Below are 14,847 nucleotides of genomic sequence, written 5' to 3' on the forward strand. Positions count from 1 at the left end.
GTTTGGTCACGGCACGGCGGCGTCCGGCTGCTTGCGTGTCCGTCGGTGTGCGTCCGTGTGTGTTGTTCTGCGTCGGGGGTCAGTCGCCGACGGCCGCCGCGGCGCGTTCGAGCGCAGCCCGGAGCGCACGGACCGCGGGCGATGAAGCGCCGGCCGCGCGCACGACGGTGAAGATCGTGCGGCGGGGCTGCTCGGGCAGCTCGAGCAGCCGGCAGGTGGTCGTCCGCCCGGTCCACATCAGGTCGGGCATCAGGCTGACCGCGTTGCCCGACTCGACCAGGCGGATCTGGGTCTGCAGGTCGGCGGTCTCGTAGCGGACGTCCGGCTCGAAGCCCCAGCGCCGGCAGACCTGCTCGGCGAAGTGCCGCGAGGCCGTCCCACGGGGTTCCATCACCCACGGCAGGGCCTGGGCGTCCTCGAGCGACGACACCGGCAGCAGCGCGGTGTCGAGCGGGGGCAGGGCCAACCGGACGGCATCCGTCGTCAGGTCCGAGCGGTCGAGGCCGGACAGGTGCGGTGCGGCGTGCGCGGGGTACTGCTCCGCGATGACCATGTCGAAGTCGCGCGCCCAGGTCTCGTTCAGTGCGGTCTCCGGCTCGCGCTGCACCATCTCGACCCGGACGTCGGGGTGCTCGGTGGCCATCTCGTGCAGGGCGTTGGGCATCAGCGCGAGGGCCGCGGACTGGAACACGGCGACCCGCACCCGCCCCTGCACCGACGGCAGGGTGTCCTCGACCTGTGCCTGGGCCTGCTCGAGCACGTCCTGCACGTGGCCGGCGGCGGCGACCAGCACCTCGGCCTGCGGGGTGAGCTGCAGCCGTCGTCCGGCCTTGCGCAGGAGCTGCACCCCGGCCTCGCGTTCCAGGGCACTGAGCTGCTGCGACACCGCCGACGGGGTGAAGTTCATCGCCTCGGCGACGGCCGCGATCGTGCCACGGATCGACAGCTCACGGAGGAGCACGAGACGGCGGACATCGAGCATGGTTCGACGGTAGTGGAGTCGCGGCGGATTCGGTAGCGCAACTGAACGGTACCCATCAGGAACGGTCGCTTCCGCTACCGTATCCCGGACCTCCACACTGATCCCATGACGACCCTGCACGAGCACCCCGCCACCGACCACGACGCGCTGGCGGACCAGTCCGTCGCACTCGTCCGACAGTGGCTGGCCGAAGCCGAGTCCTTCCCGGTCGACGGCTCCGCCAAGCAGCTCGCCGGGGTGCTGGCCGACCCCGCCGGCCTGGACTTCGCGGTCGGCTTCGTGGACGGCGTCGTCCGCCCCGAAGACCTCGCCGTCGCTGCCCGCAAACTCCGGCAGATCGCGCCGAACGCCCCCGGGTTCCTGCCCGCGGCGATGCGCGGACTCGTGCGTCTCGGCGGCGGCATGGCCCCGGCCCTGCCGACCGTCGTCGTCCCCATCGCCCGCCGCGTGCTCCGGAACATGGTCGGCCACCTGATCGTCGACGCCACCGACTCGAAGCTCGGCCCCGCCATCGCGAAGATCAAGCAGGACGGCGTCCGGCTCAACGTCAACCTGCTCGGCGAGGCCGTCCTGGGCGAGCGCGAGGCCGCCCGCCGGCTCGAGGGCACGCACAAGCTCCTCGCCCGCGACGACGTGGACTACGTCTCCATCAAGGTCTCTTCGACCGTGCACCCGCACTCGCCGTGGGCGTTCGACCACGCCGTCGACGACATCGTCGAACAGCTCCGCCCGCTGTTCGAGCGCGCCGCCGCAGCGACCCCGGCGAAGTTCATCAACCTCGACATGGAGGAGTACAAGGACCTCGACCTGACGATCGCGGTCTTCACGAAGCTCCTCGACGAGCCCGCGTTCCTCGGCCTCGAAGCCGGCATCGTGCTGCAGGCGTACCTGCCCGACGCGCTCGCCGCGATGGAGCAGCTGCAGGAGTGGTCCGCCGCCCGCCGTGCCCGCGGTGGTGCCGGCATCAAGGTCCGCCTGGTCAAGGGCGCGAACCTGCCGATGGAACAGGTCGAGGCCTCGGTGCACGGCTGGCCGCTCGCCACCTGGCACACCAAGCAGGACTCCGACACCAACTACAAGCGCGTGCTCGACTGGGCGCTCACCCCGTCGCGTGTCGAGAACGTCCGCGTCGGCGTCGCCGGGCACAACCTGTTCGACGTCGCGCACGCCTGGCTGCTCGCCGGAGAGCGCGGCGTGCGGGACGGCATCGAGTTCGAGATGCTGCTCGGCATGGCGCAGGGCCAGGCCGAAGCCGTCCGCCGCACCGTCGGTTCGCTCCTGCTCTACACGCCGGTCGTGCACCCCGGTGAGTTCGACGTCGCGATCGCGTACCTGATCCGCCGGCTCGAAGAGGGCGCCTCGCAGGACAACTTCATGTCCGCGGTCTTCTCGCTGGTGACGTCGCCGCCGCTGTTCGCTCGCGAAGAAGAGCGGTTCCGTGCCTCGCTCGTGCCGCTCGCCACGCCCGAGGGCCTCGCCGCTCCCGCGTCGCATCGCGTCGCCGACCGCTACGCAGCCGTCGGCCGCCCCGGACCGGGCCGGTTCGAGAACACCCCGGACAGCGACCCGTCGGTCGCCACGGTGCGCCAGTGGGGTTCGGCCATCACGGACCGGATCGCGTCGTCGACGCTCGGCGTCCGCGCCGTCCAGGAGGCCCGGGTCGACTCCGCCGCGCACCTCGACTCCGCGCTCGGTCGCGCCCAGGCCGCCGGTGCGGTCTGGGGGACCTGGTCCGGTGCCGCGCGCGGCGCGGTGCTGCACGCCGTCGGCGACGCGCTCGAGGCGAACCGTGCCGCCCTCATCGAGGTCATGGCCTCCGAGACCGGCAAGACCATCGACCAGGCCGACCCCGAGGTGTCCGAAGCAATCGACTTCGCGCACTTCTACGGCTCGCTCGCGTCCCAGCTCGACGAGGTCGACGGTGCGACGTTCACGCCGGCGACGCTGACCCTCGTCGCGCCGCCGTGGAACTTCCCCGTCGCGATCCCCGCCGGGTCGACCCTCGCCGCACTCGCTGCCGGGTCCGCCGTCGTGCTCAAGCCCGCTCCGCCCGCCGAGCGGTCCGGTGCCGTGCTCGCCTCGATCATCGAGACCGCGCTCGACGCCCACGGCGCCCCGGCCGACGTACTCGCGTTCCTGCAGGTGTCCGAGAACGAACTCGGCGAGCAGCTCATCGCCTCGCCGCTGGTCGACCAGGTCATCCTCACCGGGGCCTACGAGACCGCCGAGCTGTTCCGCTCGTTCCGCTCTGACCTGCCGCTGCTCGCCGAGACCTCGGGCAAGAACGCCGTCATCGTCACGCCGTCGTCGGACCTCGACCTCGCGGTGAAGGACGTCGTCGCCTCGGCCTTCGGACACGCCGGCCAGAAGTGCTCGGCCGCGTCGCTCGTGGTGATGGTCGGTTCGGTCGCGAAGTCGAAGCGCTTCCGCAACCAGTTGCTCGACGCCGTGTCCTCGCTCACCGTCGGCTACCCGACCGATCCGACCACCCAGATGGGACCGATCATCGAGCCGGCGTCGGGCAAGCTGCTCGCCGGTCTGACGACGCTCGGCGCGGGGGAGACCTGGGCCGTCGAGCCGAAGCAGCTCGACGAGACCGGCAAGCTCTGGAGCCCCGGTGTCCGTCAGGGCGTCCGCCGCGGCTCGGAGTTCCACCGCACGGAGTACTTCGGGCCGATCCTCGGCATGATGACCGCCGACACCCTCGACGAGGCGATCGACATCGTCAACGAGGTCGACTACGGCCTGACCTCGGGCCTGCACTCCCTCGACCCGGCCGAGATCGGGCAGTGGCTGTCGCGCATCGAGGCGGGCAACCTCTACGTCAACCGCGGCATCACGGGAGCCATCGTCCGTCGGCAGCCGTTCGGTGGGTGGAAGAAGTCGGCCGTCGGTGCGGGTACGAAGGCCGGTGGGCTGAACTACTTGCTCGGACTGGGGTCCTGGTCGACTGCTGCGTCGACTGCTGCGTCCGTTCCTTCCGCTCCGGTCAGCGCCTTCGTCCGTGCGGCAGGGGTCACCTCGCCGGTGCTCGACCGGTCGCTGGCGTCGGACGAGCAGGCCTGGTCGACGCTGTTCGGCACCGCCACCGACGTGTCGGCCCTGAGCGCCGAGCGGAACATCGCCCGGTACCTGCCGTTCCCGTCGGTGCAGGTGCGGTTGGCTGCGGTTGCCAGCGCTTCCGCCGATGACTCGGTCGTCGAGCTCGTCCGGGTCGTCGCCGCCGCACTCCGGGCCGGCACCACGATCGACGTCTCGACCGCCGGCGCCCTGCCCGCTGCCGTCGCCTCGGCTCTCCGCTCGCTGTCCATCGTCCGCTCGTTGTCCGAGTCGGTCTCCGATGAGTCCTTCGCGTCGAAGATCGCGTCCGGCTCGTCGACCCGTGTCCGGCTCATCGGCGGCGACACTTCGGCGCTGTACTCGGCGATCGGCGGGCGTCCCGACGTCGCGGTGTACGGCGGCCCCGTCACCGAGGCCGGTCGGCTCGAGATCCTGCCGTTCGTCCGGGAGCAGGCGGTCTCGATCACCGCGCACCGCTTCGGCACTGCGAATTACCTAACCGTCGGACTGATCTAGCGCGTTACGCAGCCTGCAGCCGCTTGCGCGAGGCGGGCGGTCGGCTCAATCGAATAGGTTGAGCGAGTGGATCAAGGAACACTCCCAGATGAACCCCGGGAGCAACGAGTCCAGGTCGCAGACCGGGTAGGCGCTGCCCTGCTTCTACCAGCACAGGGTGGGTGGCTTGCTCTCGCTCTGGCGTACGGCGGAGCCTGGTGGGCAACCTGGGCGATACTCCTTGCTGCACTTTTGGCCGTTGTGATCTGGACGTTCGCGATGGCGCGGCGCTCAGACCGAGCACCTCGATCGCTTCTCCTGATCACTGTCCTGGTGCTGATGCTCGGGTGGGTTGTCGCTGCTGTCGTTGTTCAGAGCGCACTATGACCGGTTCGGCACGCCCAACCACCTGACCGACGACCTGATCTGACCGGACCGCGGCGCTGGCGTTCGGGTCCAGCGCCGCTTGCACAACCAAAGTGCCCCCGAACCGCGGCTTCCCGCAGTTCGGGGGCACTTTGGTTGTTCGGCGTGCGGACCGTCGTGCTCCGGGTTGTCCGGTCGCCGCACGGCCTCGGGCGCTTCGGAGGGGCGGAGCGTTGCCTCGGGTGCGCGTCGCAACCACGGCGCGCACCCGACGGCCCTGCGTCGGATCGAACCCCGAGGAGCTCCACCATGACCGAACCGTTCGCCCGCCCGACCGCCCTGGCCCACGTCCGCGTCACCGTGACCGACATCCACCGCAGCAAGGCGTTCTACCAGCAGCTGCTCGGCACCGACCCGGCGATCGACTTCAGCGACCAGGTCGACGAGCCTGGCGTCCGCGAGGACCGTGAGCGCTTCTACGGCGGATCGGTGTTCCGGCTCGGTGACCAGGTGTTCGGGCTCCGTCCGGTCGCTCCCGCGGGGCAGACGTTCAACCCGGACACCGTCGGCCTCGACCACGTCAGCTTCGTCGTGGGCTCGGTCGACGAGCTGCACGAGGCGGCTGCCCGGCTCGACGCAGCGGGGGTCGAGCACGGCGAGGTCACCGACCTCGGCGACGCCGGCATGGTGATCCTGTCCGTGCAGGACCCCGACGACATCAACCTCGAGCTCGCTGCACTCAAGTCCTGAGCAGCCCTCGAGCAGCGGGCTAGCATGGAGCGATGAAGGGGGACGTCATGCGCATCGTGCTCGTCATCGGCCGGGGGATCGGCTTCGTGCTGACCGCAGCTGCGAAGGCCATCGGGACCATGGGTGGCGGAAAGCCTGCGGGCGACGACCTCGCTGCGCGGCTGTACCAGCCTCGCCGCGACGACTACCGCCCCTGACCCGTGCTCGGTGTCGGCGACCTGGTTCCGATCCGCGCGCGGCAGGGAGGATCCGCGCCCGAACGGCGGCGCTGAGTCGGCGCTGGGCGCGTCGCCGGGGTCAGTCGGCGACGGCGGGCTCCTGGGCGACCATCGTGCCGGTCACGAGCGCGCGCAGCGACTCCGGCAGGGGGATCGGTCGGCGGGCGCCCTCGCGGTCGATGATGACGTGCACGAACTCGCCGGTCGCGAGCAGCGCCCCGTCGGACTGCCGGAACAGCCCGAACTCCCACGACAGGCTCGTGTTGCCCAGGTGCTTCGAGCGCATCCCGACCTCGATGACGTCCGGCCACACGGCTGACTCGACGAACCGGCAGCTCGACGACACCAGCACGGCGATCCACTCCGACGAGAACGGGTCGAGGCCCGCTTGCTCGCGGAACCAGTACGTCGACGCGTTGTCCATCGCCGAGTAGTAGATCGTGTTGTTGACGTGTCCGAACATGTCGTTGTCGTTCCACCGCGTGGGGTAGTCGCGTCGGAACGGGTACTCGTCGATGGTCATCGGTCTCCGATCGGAGGTGCGGGTGTGGCGTGATCGGCGGCGGGGCGCAACACGTACTCGAACGCGGCGCGTGCCCGGACGGGGTCGGGGGCCTCACCGGAGATGAACTCAGCGTAGGTGAACGACTCTGAGATCCGGACGAGCAGCCGGGCGAGCTCCTCGGCGGACAACGGGGCCGGATCGAACTCGCCGGAGGACTGCTCCTCGACCACGAGCGCGGTGACCCGTTCGACGAACCGGCTCTGCACGTCGCTGTCCGAGGTGGTCAGCAGGCGCATCGCCCGCGCGGGCTCGCGGGTCAGGAAGGCTCGGAAGTAGGTGGCCTCGATGAGGTCGGCGGTGAACCGGTCGAGCACGTCGACGATGCGCGCCGCTCCGGAGGATCCGATCGTGTCGGCAGCGCGAGACGCCCGATCGAGCGTGGGGACTGCGAGGGACCACAGGATCTCGGACAGCAACCGGTCACGGTTGCCCACCCACCGGAACAGCGACGTGCGGTCCACGCCGAGTGCGGCAGCCAACGCGCCCATGTCGATGCGGGAGCCGTCGATGAACGTGTGGCGGGCCTCCCGGAAAGCGCGCAGCGCAGAATCCGATGTGTACACGCGAGCCTCCCTTGCAACGTTTTCGAGAATGATGCATCGTTGGTTCCATGTCAACGCTGACGCCCACGACGGGCCTCCTCGAATCGGACTTCTACGGCTTCCAACAGCAGCTGACCGAGCCGGAGCGTGCGTCGATCGGGCGACTCCGGGAGTACCTCGAGCGCGAGGTGCGGCCCATCGCCGACGAGTACTGGGCGCGGGCCGAGTTCCCGATGCAGGTGATCGCGCCCCTCGCCGAGCTCGGCATGTACGGGCCGGGCATCCCGCTCGTGCGCCAGTTCGAGAACTCGGCCGTGTTCCGCGGGTGGGCGGCACTCGAGCTCGGCCGCGTCGACGCCAGCGTCGCGACGTTCATCGGCGTGCAGTCCGGCCTCGCGATGAACTCGATCGCCGTCGCCGGCAGCGAGGAGCAGCAGCGCGAGTGGCTGCCTCGCATGGCCGCCGGCGAGATCGTCGGTGCCTTCGGGCTCACCGAGCCGTACTCGGGCAGCGACTCCGCGAAGGGGCTGCGCACCACCGCTCGACGCGAGGGCGACGAGTGGATCCTCGACGGCGAGAAGCGCTGGATCGGCAACGCCACCTTCGCCGACGTCGTCGTCATCTGGGCGAAGGACGTCGCTGACGGTCAGGTCAAGGGCTTCCTCGTCACGACGGACACCGCCGGCTTCAGCGCCACGAAGATCGAGGACAAGATCGCGCTGCGCGGTGTGCAGAACGCCGACATCGTCATGCAGGGCGTCCGGGTGCCCGAGACGCGTCGGCTGCAGAACGCGACGTCGTTCCGATCCACCGCCGAGGTGCTCCGGCTGACCCGCACCGAGGTCGCGTGGCAGGCCGTCGGCATCGCGGTCGGCGCGTACGAGGCCGCCCTGTCCTACGCGCGTGAGCGCATCCAGTTCGGCAAGCCGATCGCTGCGCACCAGCTCGTGCAGGACCTACTCGTCAAGTCGCTGTCGAACATCACCGCCTCTATCGCCCTCTGCACGCAGGCCTCGGCCATGCAGGACGCCGGCGTCGGGGGCGACGAGCACTCCGCGATGGCGAAGGCGTTCGCGACGGCGAAGATGCGCGAGACGGTGGCCTGGTGCCGCGAGGTGCAGGGCGGCAACGGCATCGTGCTCGACAAGGGTGTCGCGCGGTTCTTCGCGGATGCCGAGGCGATCTACTCGTACGAGGGCACGCGCGAGGTGAACACGCTCATCGTGGGTCGGGCGATCACGGGGCAGGCTGCGTTCGTCTAGCGCGGGTCGGACCGGGTCGGGTCGGTCGGGTGGATCCGACCCGGAACGACGTTCTCGATGTCGTGCGACGTCGATCGTGTCGTTCCGGGTCGACCGCCACGCCCGCGCTACCCGAGCAACTCCGGCCGCTCCCACTTGTCACCGAGCACGTGCTGCCCGAGGAACGCGAACACCGTCTCGTACCAGACCACGGCGTGCTGCGGCGAGAGCACCCAGTGGTTCTCGTCCGGGAAGTACAGGAACCGGTGCGGCATCGTGCCGTCGTCGGCCGCGTGGTGCTCGGCGAGCTCCGACCACAGCCGGAGCCCCTCGCCGATCGGCACCCGGTAGTCCTTATCGCCGTGGATGACGAGCATCGGTGACGCGATCTCGGCCGCGAACCGGCGCGGGTCGTTCGCCTCGATGCCGGTGGCGTCGAAGATCGACGACCAGTACTGCGACGAGTCCGTGGTGCCGTTGAACTGGTCGAGCGCCCACAGGCTGGCGTGCGTGACGATCGCCCGGAACCGGTCGGTGTGGCCGGCGATCCAGTTCGCCATGTACCCGCCGAACGACCCACCCATGGCAGCCGTGCGGGTCTCGTCGACGTCAGCCCGGGCTTCGACCACGTCGGTGATCGCCATCAGGTCGGTGTACGGCGCCTGCCCCCACGCGTTCCATCCGCGGTTCACGAAGTCGAGCCCGTAGCCGGTCGACAACGCGGGATCGGGCAGCAGCACCGCGTACCCGCGCGCCGCCATCAGCATCGGGTTCCACCGCCACGACCACTGGTTCCACGAGTTCAGCGGCCCGCCGTGGATCCAGAGCAGCAGCGGGTGCGGACCGTCGCCCTCCGGCACGACCAGCCAGCCGCGCACGCGCGCGCCGTCGGCCGCGGTCGTCTCGACCTCTTCCAGGTGCGCGGGCGCCTCCGGCAGGGGTGCCGGGGTCGCGAGCGGGGTCACCGCCCCGTCCGTCGCGATCCGCACGGGGTGCAGTGGCGCCGCCCAGGATGCCCGGAGCGCGACGACCGCGCCGGTCGCCTCCGCCACGCGCAGGCTCGAGTACGCCCAGTCGTCGTGCGTCAGCTGCTCGACGGCTGCGCCGTCGAGCGGGATGCGGAACACCGGAGCCCGGCCGTCCTGGTCGGCCACGGCGAGCAGGGCGTGGTCGCCGTGCTCGAACACGAGCTCGCTCGGCCAGTGGTCCCAGTCGGTCGCGATGCGGTGCGGGTCCGAGCCGTTGATGCCGGCGGTCCAGACCTCTTGCTGGTTCGCCCCGGCCGGGGTGGAGCGAACCGTCCGGACCCACGCGATCGTGCGGCCGTCGTGGCTCAGGGCGGGCATCTCGTGGTCGACGTCGACGTCGCTGAACAGCACCGTGCGGTGGCCGGTGGTGCAGTCGATCGTGACGATCGTCGAGCGGTGTCCACGGGCCTCCCGGACACCCACGGCTGCCAACAGGACGGATCCGTCGGGCGTGAGCGCCCCGGCGACGTGGTCCAGCGATCGGCCGGGAGCCGGCGTGCGGTCGGTGAGGCGGGGGAGCGCGGCTGCGTCCTCGGCGTGGTCTTCGGTCAGGCCTTCGGCCAGGTCGAGCGTCAGGACGTGCGTCTGGGCCGGACCGAGGTCGTGGTCCCAGTACCGGACCGGGTAGGTCTCGTGCAGGATCGCACGGACCTTCTTGTCCTTGCGGGCCTTCCGGAGCACCGCGTCGGCCTCGAGCACGGTCGCCAGATCGGAGCCGGCACTCGGCAGCAGGTCGGCGGTGAGCGCGACGACGTCCGACGACGCCGCGGTGGCCAGGACGCCGCCGACGCCCCCGGCGAGCCGGGTGAGGGGCCGGGCCTCGCCGCCGGTCGCCGGGAGCACCCAGAGCTGGGCGGTCTCGAGGTCTGCGGCGTCGGCATCGGGTCGGGCGGAGACGAAGAGCAGGTCGCCCGTGCGGGAGAAGGCGATGCCGCTCTCGCCCTTGGCGGAACGGGTGAGGCGGACAGCGGTACCGGCTGCGTCGCTGCCGGCCGCGTCGGTGTCGTCGCCTGCGGGCACCTGCCAGATCGACCGGCGGTACCCGGTACGGTCCGGGTCGAGCGCACTGACCGTCAGCGCGACGCGGGTGCCGTCCGGGCTGATCGCGATGCCGTCGACACGGGGGAGCGCGATGTACTGGTCGAGGTCGGAGAACGGTGTCGTCATGCGTGCACGCCCCCGAGGTCGTCGGCCCAGAAAACGGCGATCTGCTCGGCCACGGCGGCGCCCTGAGCACGGCCGGCCTCGGCCGACGGCGCCTGGGTGGACAAGGAGAGCGAGTTCGTCCCGAAGGCTTCCTGCGCCGTGCTGTCGGCCACGATGACCTCGACCGAGCTGCCGCCGGCACGGAGTGACTCGACCGCGATGTCGAGCCACGGCCCGACGGGCGACGGACCCTCTGGGCCGCAGGCGATCACGAGGACGCGTTCGTGTCCGGCTGCGGCGTCGGCGTTCGTGCCGGAGCGGACACCGCCGTCGACGTACGGGTGGCCCTCGATGCCCACGGGAGACCAGACGAACGGCACCGAACAGCTCGCGGCGACCGCCCGGGGGAGCGGGACGCCGTCGGCCGCCGTCAGCAGCCGGAACGCGCCGTCGGTGGCGTCGACCGCCGTGACGGCGAACGGCCGGGCCGGCCACTCGGTCGACGGCAGGGTCTCGGCGAACGTCGCCGTGCGCTCGTCGTCGGACTGGCCGTCGGTGACCTGCTGAGCCGCGAGACCGAGGCGGGCGCGGGCGTCCTGCTCACCGGTCGCTCCCTCGAGTGCGGCGCCGATGCGCTGCTGGACGGCGTCGGTGTCGATCGCGGCCGGCTCGACGTAGGTCGTGGGCGCGGGGGTGTGCTGCTGGTCGTACGCCTGCTGCACCGTGCCGTTCCGGACGAACGCCCCGACGACGCTGCCGGCGCTCGTGCCGACGACGAGGTCCGCGGCGTCGAGGTCGACGCCGGCGTCCTGCAGTGCGGACAGCACGCCGACCTCCCACGCGATGCCGGCGACACCTCCGCCACCCAGGACGAGGGCTCTGGATCCGGGAACGGGCGTGCTGGCATCGGTCATGGGTCTTGCTTACCAGGTGCGTGCGACGGGCTGGTGGAGGACGACAGTTCCTGTGGAGAACCGGCCTGTGGACAACTCCGTCTGCGTCGGTGGCGTGACCTAACGTCGTGGTCATGGGGCATCAGCGTTCAAGACGGGTCGGCACGGTCGTGTGGCCGATCGTGGTGGCTGCTGCGCCGACCGCGGCGTTGCAGTTGCCGAACCTGTTCGTCACCCCGGCGGTCCGGCTGTCGCTCGTCGCGTTCGGGCTCGTCGTGCTCGTCGGAGCCGTGACGGTGCAGGTGGTCCGGACCCGGCGCAGTGACGCTGCACGGTCGGTGGCCGAGGACAACGCCACCGCAGCAGAGCTCGAGCAGTCGACGGCGGTCCGGTACGCGTTCGGCCAGATCGCCACCCGGCTCGTCCGGTTCACCGAACTGCCCCGGTCCGAGCGCCACGGCGAACTGTCCGTCGTCGCCGACCGCGTCGCCGTGGCCCTGGCGTTCTACCTGCTGCCGAAGGTGCCCGACGTGCGCGCCAACGTGTACCAGCTGTCCACCGATCTGCGTGCGCTCGAGCCGATCGGTCACGGGGGCGCCGGCGACACCGCCGGGGTCTTCCGCGCGGGCACGCCCTACGGCGACCGCAACCTCGAGTGGGTGCTGATCGGGGGAGCACCCCGGATCGTCGGCGACCGCTCCGCCGATGTCGACGTCGACCAGGACGTGCCGGGCTTCGAACCGCGGTACTCCTCGTACGTCTCGGTGGTGATCCGGTCCGACCAGTACTCGTTCGGCATGCTCACCGTCGACTCCCCGGTCGCCGACGCCTTCACCGAACTCGACGCCAAGAACATCGCGATGATGGCGTCGTTCATGGCCGTGGCGTTCTCGTTGACCTACTCGTTCCCCGAGCGCGACCGCAATCAAAGGAAAGGCCCGTGATGCTCACACGCTCTGTCGGACGCTCGACGTACGATGCCCTCATGACGACCGTGAACCCTGCTCCGCCGTCGTTCGGGCGTGCCCGGATCTCATCGCCGAACTGGAACGACACCACCACCGACGCCGACTACGAGGACCTCGACGTCATCGCCGCCAACATCGAGCGCGAGCGCGCAGCAGCCCGGATCCGGGTCACTGCAGCCATCGCCGCGCGCCTGGGTCGCTGACCCTTCCCGCATCGTCCACGACGAACGGCTCCCACGTGTGTGGGAGCCGTTCGTCGTCCGGACGTCGCGGCTACGGTGCCGCGGTCACGTCGATGAGCACCTTGCCGACTGCGTCCTGCTCGACGGCGTCGTGCGCGTCCGCGGTGCTGGCCAGGTCGAAGCGGACGAGCGGCAAACCCGCGTCGTCGCCGACCGGCAGCACACCGTCGTGCAGCGCCTCGGTGACGTCCTCGGCCGCTGCCGCCAGCGCTTCGTCGCCGATCGTGTAGAGCAGCAGGAACTGGTAGCGCGCGTTGACGCTCATGTTCGGGCGGATCGGCAGCGTGGCCTCGTCGCCGCCGTTGTTCGCGTAGATCGACACGACGCCGTGGTTCGCCAGCACGTCGGCGACCAGCGCGGCGTTCTGCGGGATCGACACCTCGACGACGATGTCGACGCCGTCCGCCGCGATCGACCGGATGCGCTCGGCGGCGTCCTCCTCGCGGTAGTTCACGATGTGGTGCGCGCCGGCTGACGTGGCGAGTGCGGCCTTGGCGTCCGAGCTGATCGTCGTGATCACGGTCGCACCGGCCCAGCGGGCGAGCTGGATCGCGGCGTGGCCGACGGCGCCCGCACCGCCGGCGACGAGCACGGTGACGCCGTCGAGGGCTCCGGGACCGAGCCGCGACGGGCCGTCCTCGTGGGTGGTCAGTGCTCGGTGTGCCGTCATCGCCGGCACCCCCAGTGAGGCGCCGACGTCGAAGCTGGTCTGCTCGGGCAGGCGGACCGCACGGGTCTCCGGCACGACGGTGTACTCCTGCGCGGTGCCGGTCGGGCGCGAGGCGGCGGCCATGAAGAGCCAGACCCGGTCGCCCACGGCGAGTCCCTCGACACCGGGACCGACCGCGTCGACGACGCCGGCGCCGTCCTGGTTCGGGGTGATCTCGGGGAAGGGCAGGCCGTCGCCGTAGGTCCCACCGGCCCGGGCCTTCCAGTCCGTCGGGTTCACGCCGGAGACGACGACGCGGACGCGGACCTCGCCGGCACCGGGTTCGGGGACGTCCCGCTCGACGAGTTCGAGGACGCTGCTGTCACCGGGCTTCGTGTAGACGATCGATCGCATGTCCCCAGGCAACCACTCGGCGCCGTCGGGGATTCCGAGTGTCGGCACGAAGGCCCCCGCCGCGCGCCCCGCCGCGCGCCCCGCCGCGCGCCCCGCCGCCGCTCAGCGTGCGTCGTACTCCACGCGCGAGACCGCGACGTCGTCCATGTGGGACGTCGCCCAGGCTTCGAGCGGTTCGAGCACGCCGCGCAGCGATCGCCCACGGTCGGTCAGCTCGTACTCGACGTGCGGCGGGATCTCGGGGAACACCGTGCGGGTGACGAGTCCGTCCCGTTCGAGCGCGCGGAGCGTCTGCGTGAGCATCTTCTGCGACACGCCCTGCACCCGGTTCGCGATCACCGTGTACCGCTGCGGGCCGTCGGCGAGGGTGCCGATCGTGAGCACGCTCCAGCGGTCGCCGATGCGGTCGAGAAGCTGCCGGCTGGGGCAGTCAGCGGCGTAGGGCGTGTACTCGAGTGCTGACATGGTTGCCTCCGTGGCGAACGTGCTCCGTAACGCACCATGAGGTGCCTACTTTCTCAAAGAGAGTAACTCTTGTACGGTGAGCTGACCAGCCCACGAAAGGAACAGCATGACCAGCATCGTCGTCTTCGGAGGCACCGGCTACGCCGGGTCCGCCATCACCCGCGAAGCCCTGTCCCGCGGCATCGCCGTCACCGCCGTCGCCCGCGACACGAGCAAGCTCGACGCCGCCGAGGGACTGACCCTGGCGCAGGGCGACGCCTTCGACGCCGACTTCGTGGCCGAGGTCACCAAGGGCGCGGACGTCATCGTCGTCTCGCTGCACGCGGTCCAGGCCGACGGCAGCGAGCTCGCGGACAAGTTCCAGCACTTCGTCGACGCGGCTGCCGCAGCCGGAGCGCGCCTCGGCATCGTGGGCGGTGCCGGTTCGCTGCTCGTTTCCGAGGGTGGACCCCGCGCCTTCGACGCCGTCGAGTTCCCGGACGCGTTCAAGCCCGAGGCGAAGAGCCACGCGAAGATCCTCGACGCGCTCCGGGCCTCGGACACCGACGTCGACTGGTTCTACGTCAGCCCGGCCGCAGCGTTCGGCAGCTACAACCCGGGCGAGCGTCGTGGCACCTACCGCACGACCGACGAGGTCATGATCGCCGACGCCGATGGCAACTCGGACATCTCCGGTGCGGACTTCGCCCTGGCCTTCGTCGACGAGATCGCGAACCCGGCGCACCACCAGACCCGTTTCGGCGTCGCCTACTGAGGCAAGCCCCGCCCGGGAACCAGGTTCCGGACACAACACCGCGGATTTGCGTGGTTCAGTGTCCGGAAC

14 protein-coding genes are annotated in these 14,847 nt (G+C 70.7%); 7 read left to right on the plus strand and 7 right to left on the minus strand.

Going from position 1 to position 14,847, the window contains the following annotated elements; translation table 11 throughout:
* Positions 1-79 precede the first annotated feature (79 nt).
* Positions 80-982 carry a LysR substrate-binding domain-containing protein gene (locus ITJ59_RS17230; RefSeq protein ID WP_194652540.1) on the minus strand — a complete coding sequence of 301 codons (903 nt, stop codon included), beginning with the start codon at positions 980-982 and terminating at the stop codon, positions 80-82.
* A gap of 105 nt (positions 983-1,087) precedes the next feature.
* Here ITJ59_RS17230 and ITJ59_RS17235 point away from each other — a divergent pair, with 105 nt between their 5' ends.
* The 3 genes from ITJ59_RS17235 to ITJ59_RS17245 all read left to right on the plus strand — a co-directional run bounded on the left by ITJ59_RS17235 (position 1,088) and on the right by ITJ59_RS17245 (position 5,850).
* Positions 1,088-4,558, plus strand: a complete 3,471-nt coding sequence (locus ITJ59_RS17235) for a proline dehydrogenase family protein (protein ID WP_194652541.1) — start codon at positions 1,088-1,090, stop codon at positions 4,556-4,558.
* A 654-nt stretch (positions 4,559-5,212) separates the two neighbouring features.
* Complete coding sequence (locus ITJ59_RS17240; RefSeq protein WP_194652542.1) at positions 5,213-5,653, plus strand: VOC family protein; 441 nt, start codon at positions 5,213-5,215, stop codon at positions 5,651-5,653.
* Positions 5,654-5,685: 32 nt separating this feature from the next.
* Positions 5,686-5,850 carry a hypothetical protein gene (locus tag ITJ59_RS17245; RefSeq protein WP_194652543.1) on the plus strand — a complete coding sequence of 55 codons (165 nt, stop codon included), beginning with the start codon at positions 5,686-5,688 and terminating at the stop codon, positions 5,848-5,850.
* 100 nt (positions 5,851-5,950) lie between these two features.
* On the opposite strand, the gene ITJ59_RS17250 is transcribed toward ITJ59_RS17245, so the two are convergent.
* Positions 5,951-6,394, minus strand: coding sequence for an acyl-CoA thioesterase (locus tag ITJ59_RS17250; RefSeq protein WP_194652544.1), 444 nt, complete (start codon positions 6,392-6,394; stop codon positions 5,951-5,953).
* Positions 6,391-6,999, minus strand: a complete 609-nt coding sequence (locus tag ITJ59_RS17255) for a QsdR family transcriptional regulator (RefSeq protein ID WP_194652545.1) — start codon at positions 6,997-6,999, stop codon at positions 6,391-6,393. The genes ITJ59_RS17250 and ITJ59_RS17255 overlap by 4 nt, the downstream gene beginning before the upstream one ends.
* 47 nt (positions 7,000-7,046) lie before the next feature.
* On the opposite strand from ITJ59_RS17255, the gene ITJ59_RS17260 reads away from it, so the two are divergent.
* On the plus strand, positions 7,047-8,240 hold the full coding sequence (locus ITJ59_RS17260; RefSeq protein ID WP_194652546.1) for an acyl-CoA dehydrogenase family protein: 1,194 nt from the start codon (positions 7,047-7,049) through the stop codon (positions 8,238-8,240).
* Positions 8,241-8,347: 107 nt separating this feature from the next.
* Here the strand turns inward: ITJ59_RS17260 and ITJ59_RS17265 are convergent, their stop codons facing one another.
* Complete coding sequence (locus tag ITJ59_RS17265; RefSeq protein WP_194652547.1) at positions 8,348-10,414, minus strand: S9 family peptidase; 2,067 nt, start codon at positions 10,412-10,414, stop codon at positions 8,348-8,350.
* Entirely contained in the window at positions 10,411-11,307 is an 897-nt protein-coding gene (locus tag ITJ59_RS17270; RefSeq protein WP_194652548.1) for a patatin-like phospholipase family protein, read from the minus strand. Before ITJ59_RS17270 ends, ITJ59_RS17265 begins: the two co-directional genes overlap by 4 nt.
* A gap of 113 nt (positions 11,308-11,420) precedes the next feature.
* On the opposite strand from ITJ59_RS17270, the gene ITJ59_RS17275 reads away from it, so the two are divergent.
* Both ITJ59_RS17275 and ITJ59_RS17280 read left to right on the plus strand, forming a co-directional pair.
* Complete coding sequence (locus ITJ59_RS17275; RefSeq protein ID WP_194652549.1) at positions 11,421-12,230, plus strand: hypothetical protein; 810 nt, start codon at positions 11,421-11,423, stop codon at positions 12,228-12,230.
* A gap of 41 nt (positions 12,231-12,271) precedes the next feature.
* Complete coding sequence (locus ITJ59_RS17280) at positions 12,272-12,457, plus strand: hypothetical protein (RefSeq protein WP_017886573.1); 186 nt, start codon at positions 12,272-12,274, stop codon at positions 12,455-12,457.
* A gap of 70 nt (positions 12,458-12,527) precedes the next feature.
* Here ITJ59_RS17280 and ITJ59_RS17285 read toward each other — a convergent pair whose 3' ends face one another.
* Positions 12,528-13,559 (minus strand): NADPH:quinone reductase, encoded by a 1,032-nt coding sequence (locus ITJ59_RS17285; RefSeq protein ID WP_194652550.1) that lies wholly within the window; start codon positions 13,557-13,559, stop codon positions 12,528-12,530.
* Positions 13,560-13,661: 102 nt separating this feature from the next.
* Positions 13,662-14,024, minus strand: a complete 363-nt coding sequence (locus tag ITJ59_RS17290; RefSeq protein WP_194652551.1) for a winged helix-turn-helix transcriptional regulator — start codon at positions 14,022-14,024, stop codon at positions 13,662-13,664.
* Positions 14,025-14,130: 106 nt separating this feature from the next.
* Between ITJ59_RS17290 and ITJ59_RS17295 the strand changes: the two genes are divergently transcribed.
* On the plus strand, positions 14,131-14,778 hold the full coding sequence (locus tag ITJ59_RS17295) for an NAD(P)-dependent oxidoreductase (RefSeq protein WP_194652552.1): 648 nt from the start codon (positions 14,131-14,133) through the stop codon (positions 14,776-14,778).
* The last annotated feature ends 69 nt before the right edge of the window (positions 14,779-14,847 follow it).

The sequence above is a fragment of the Curtobacterium sp. VKM Ac-1393 genome, assembly GCF_015350995.1.
Lineage (GTDB): Bacteria > Actinomycetota > Actinomycetes > Actinomycetales > Microbacteriaceae > Curtobacterium.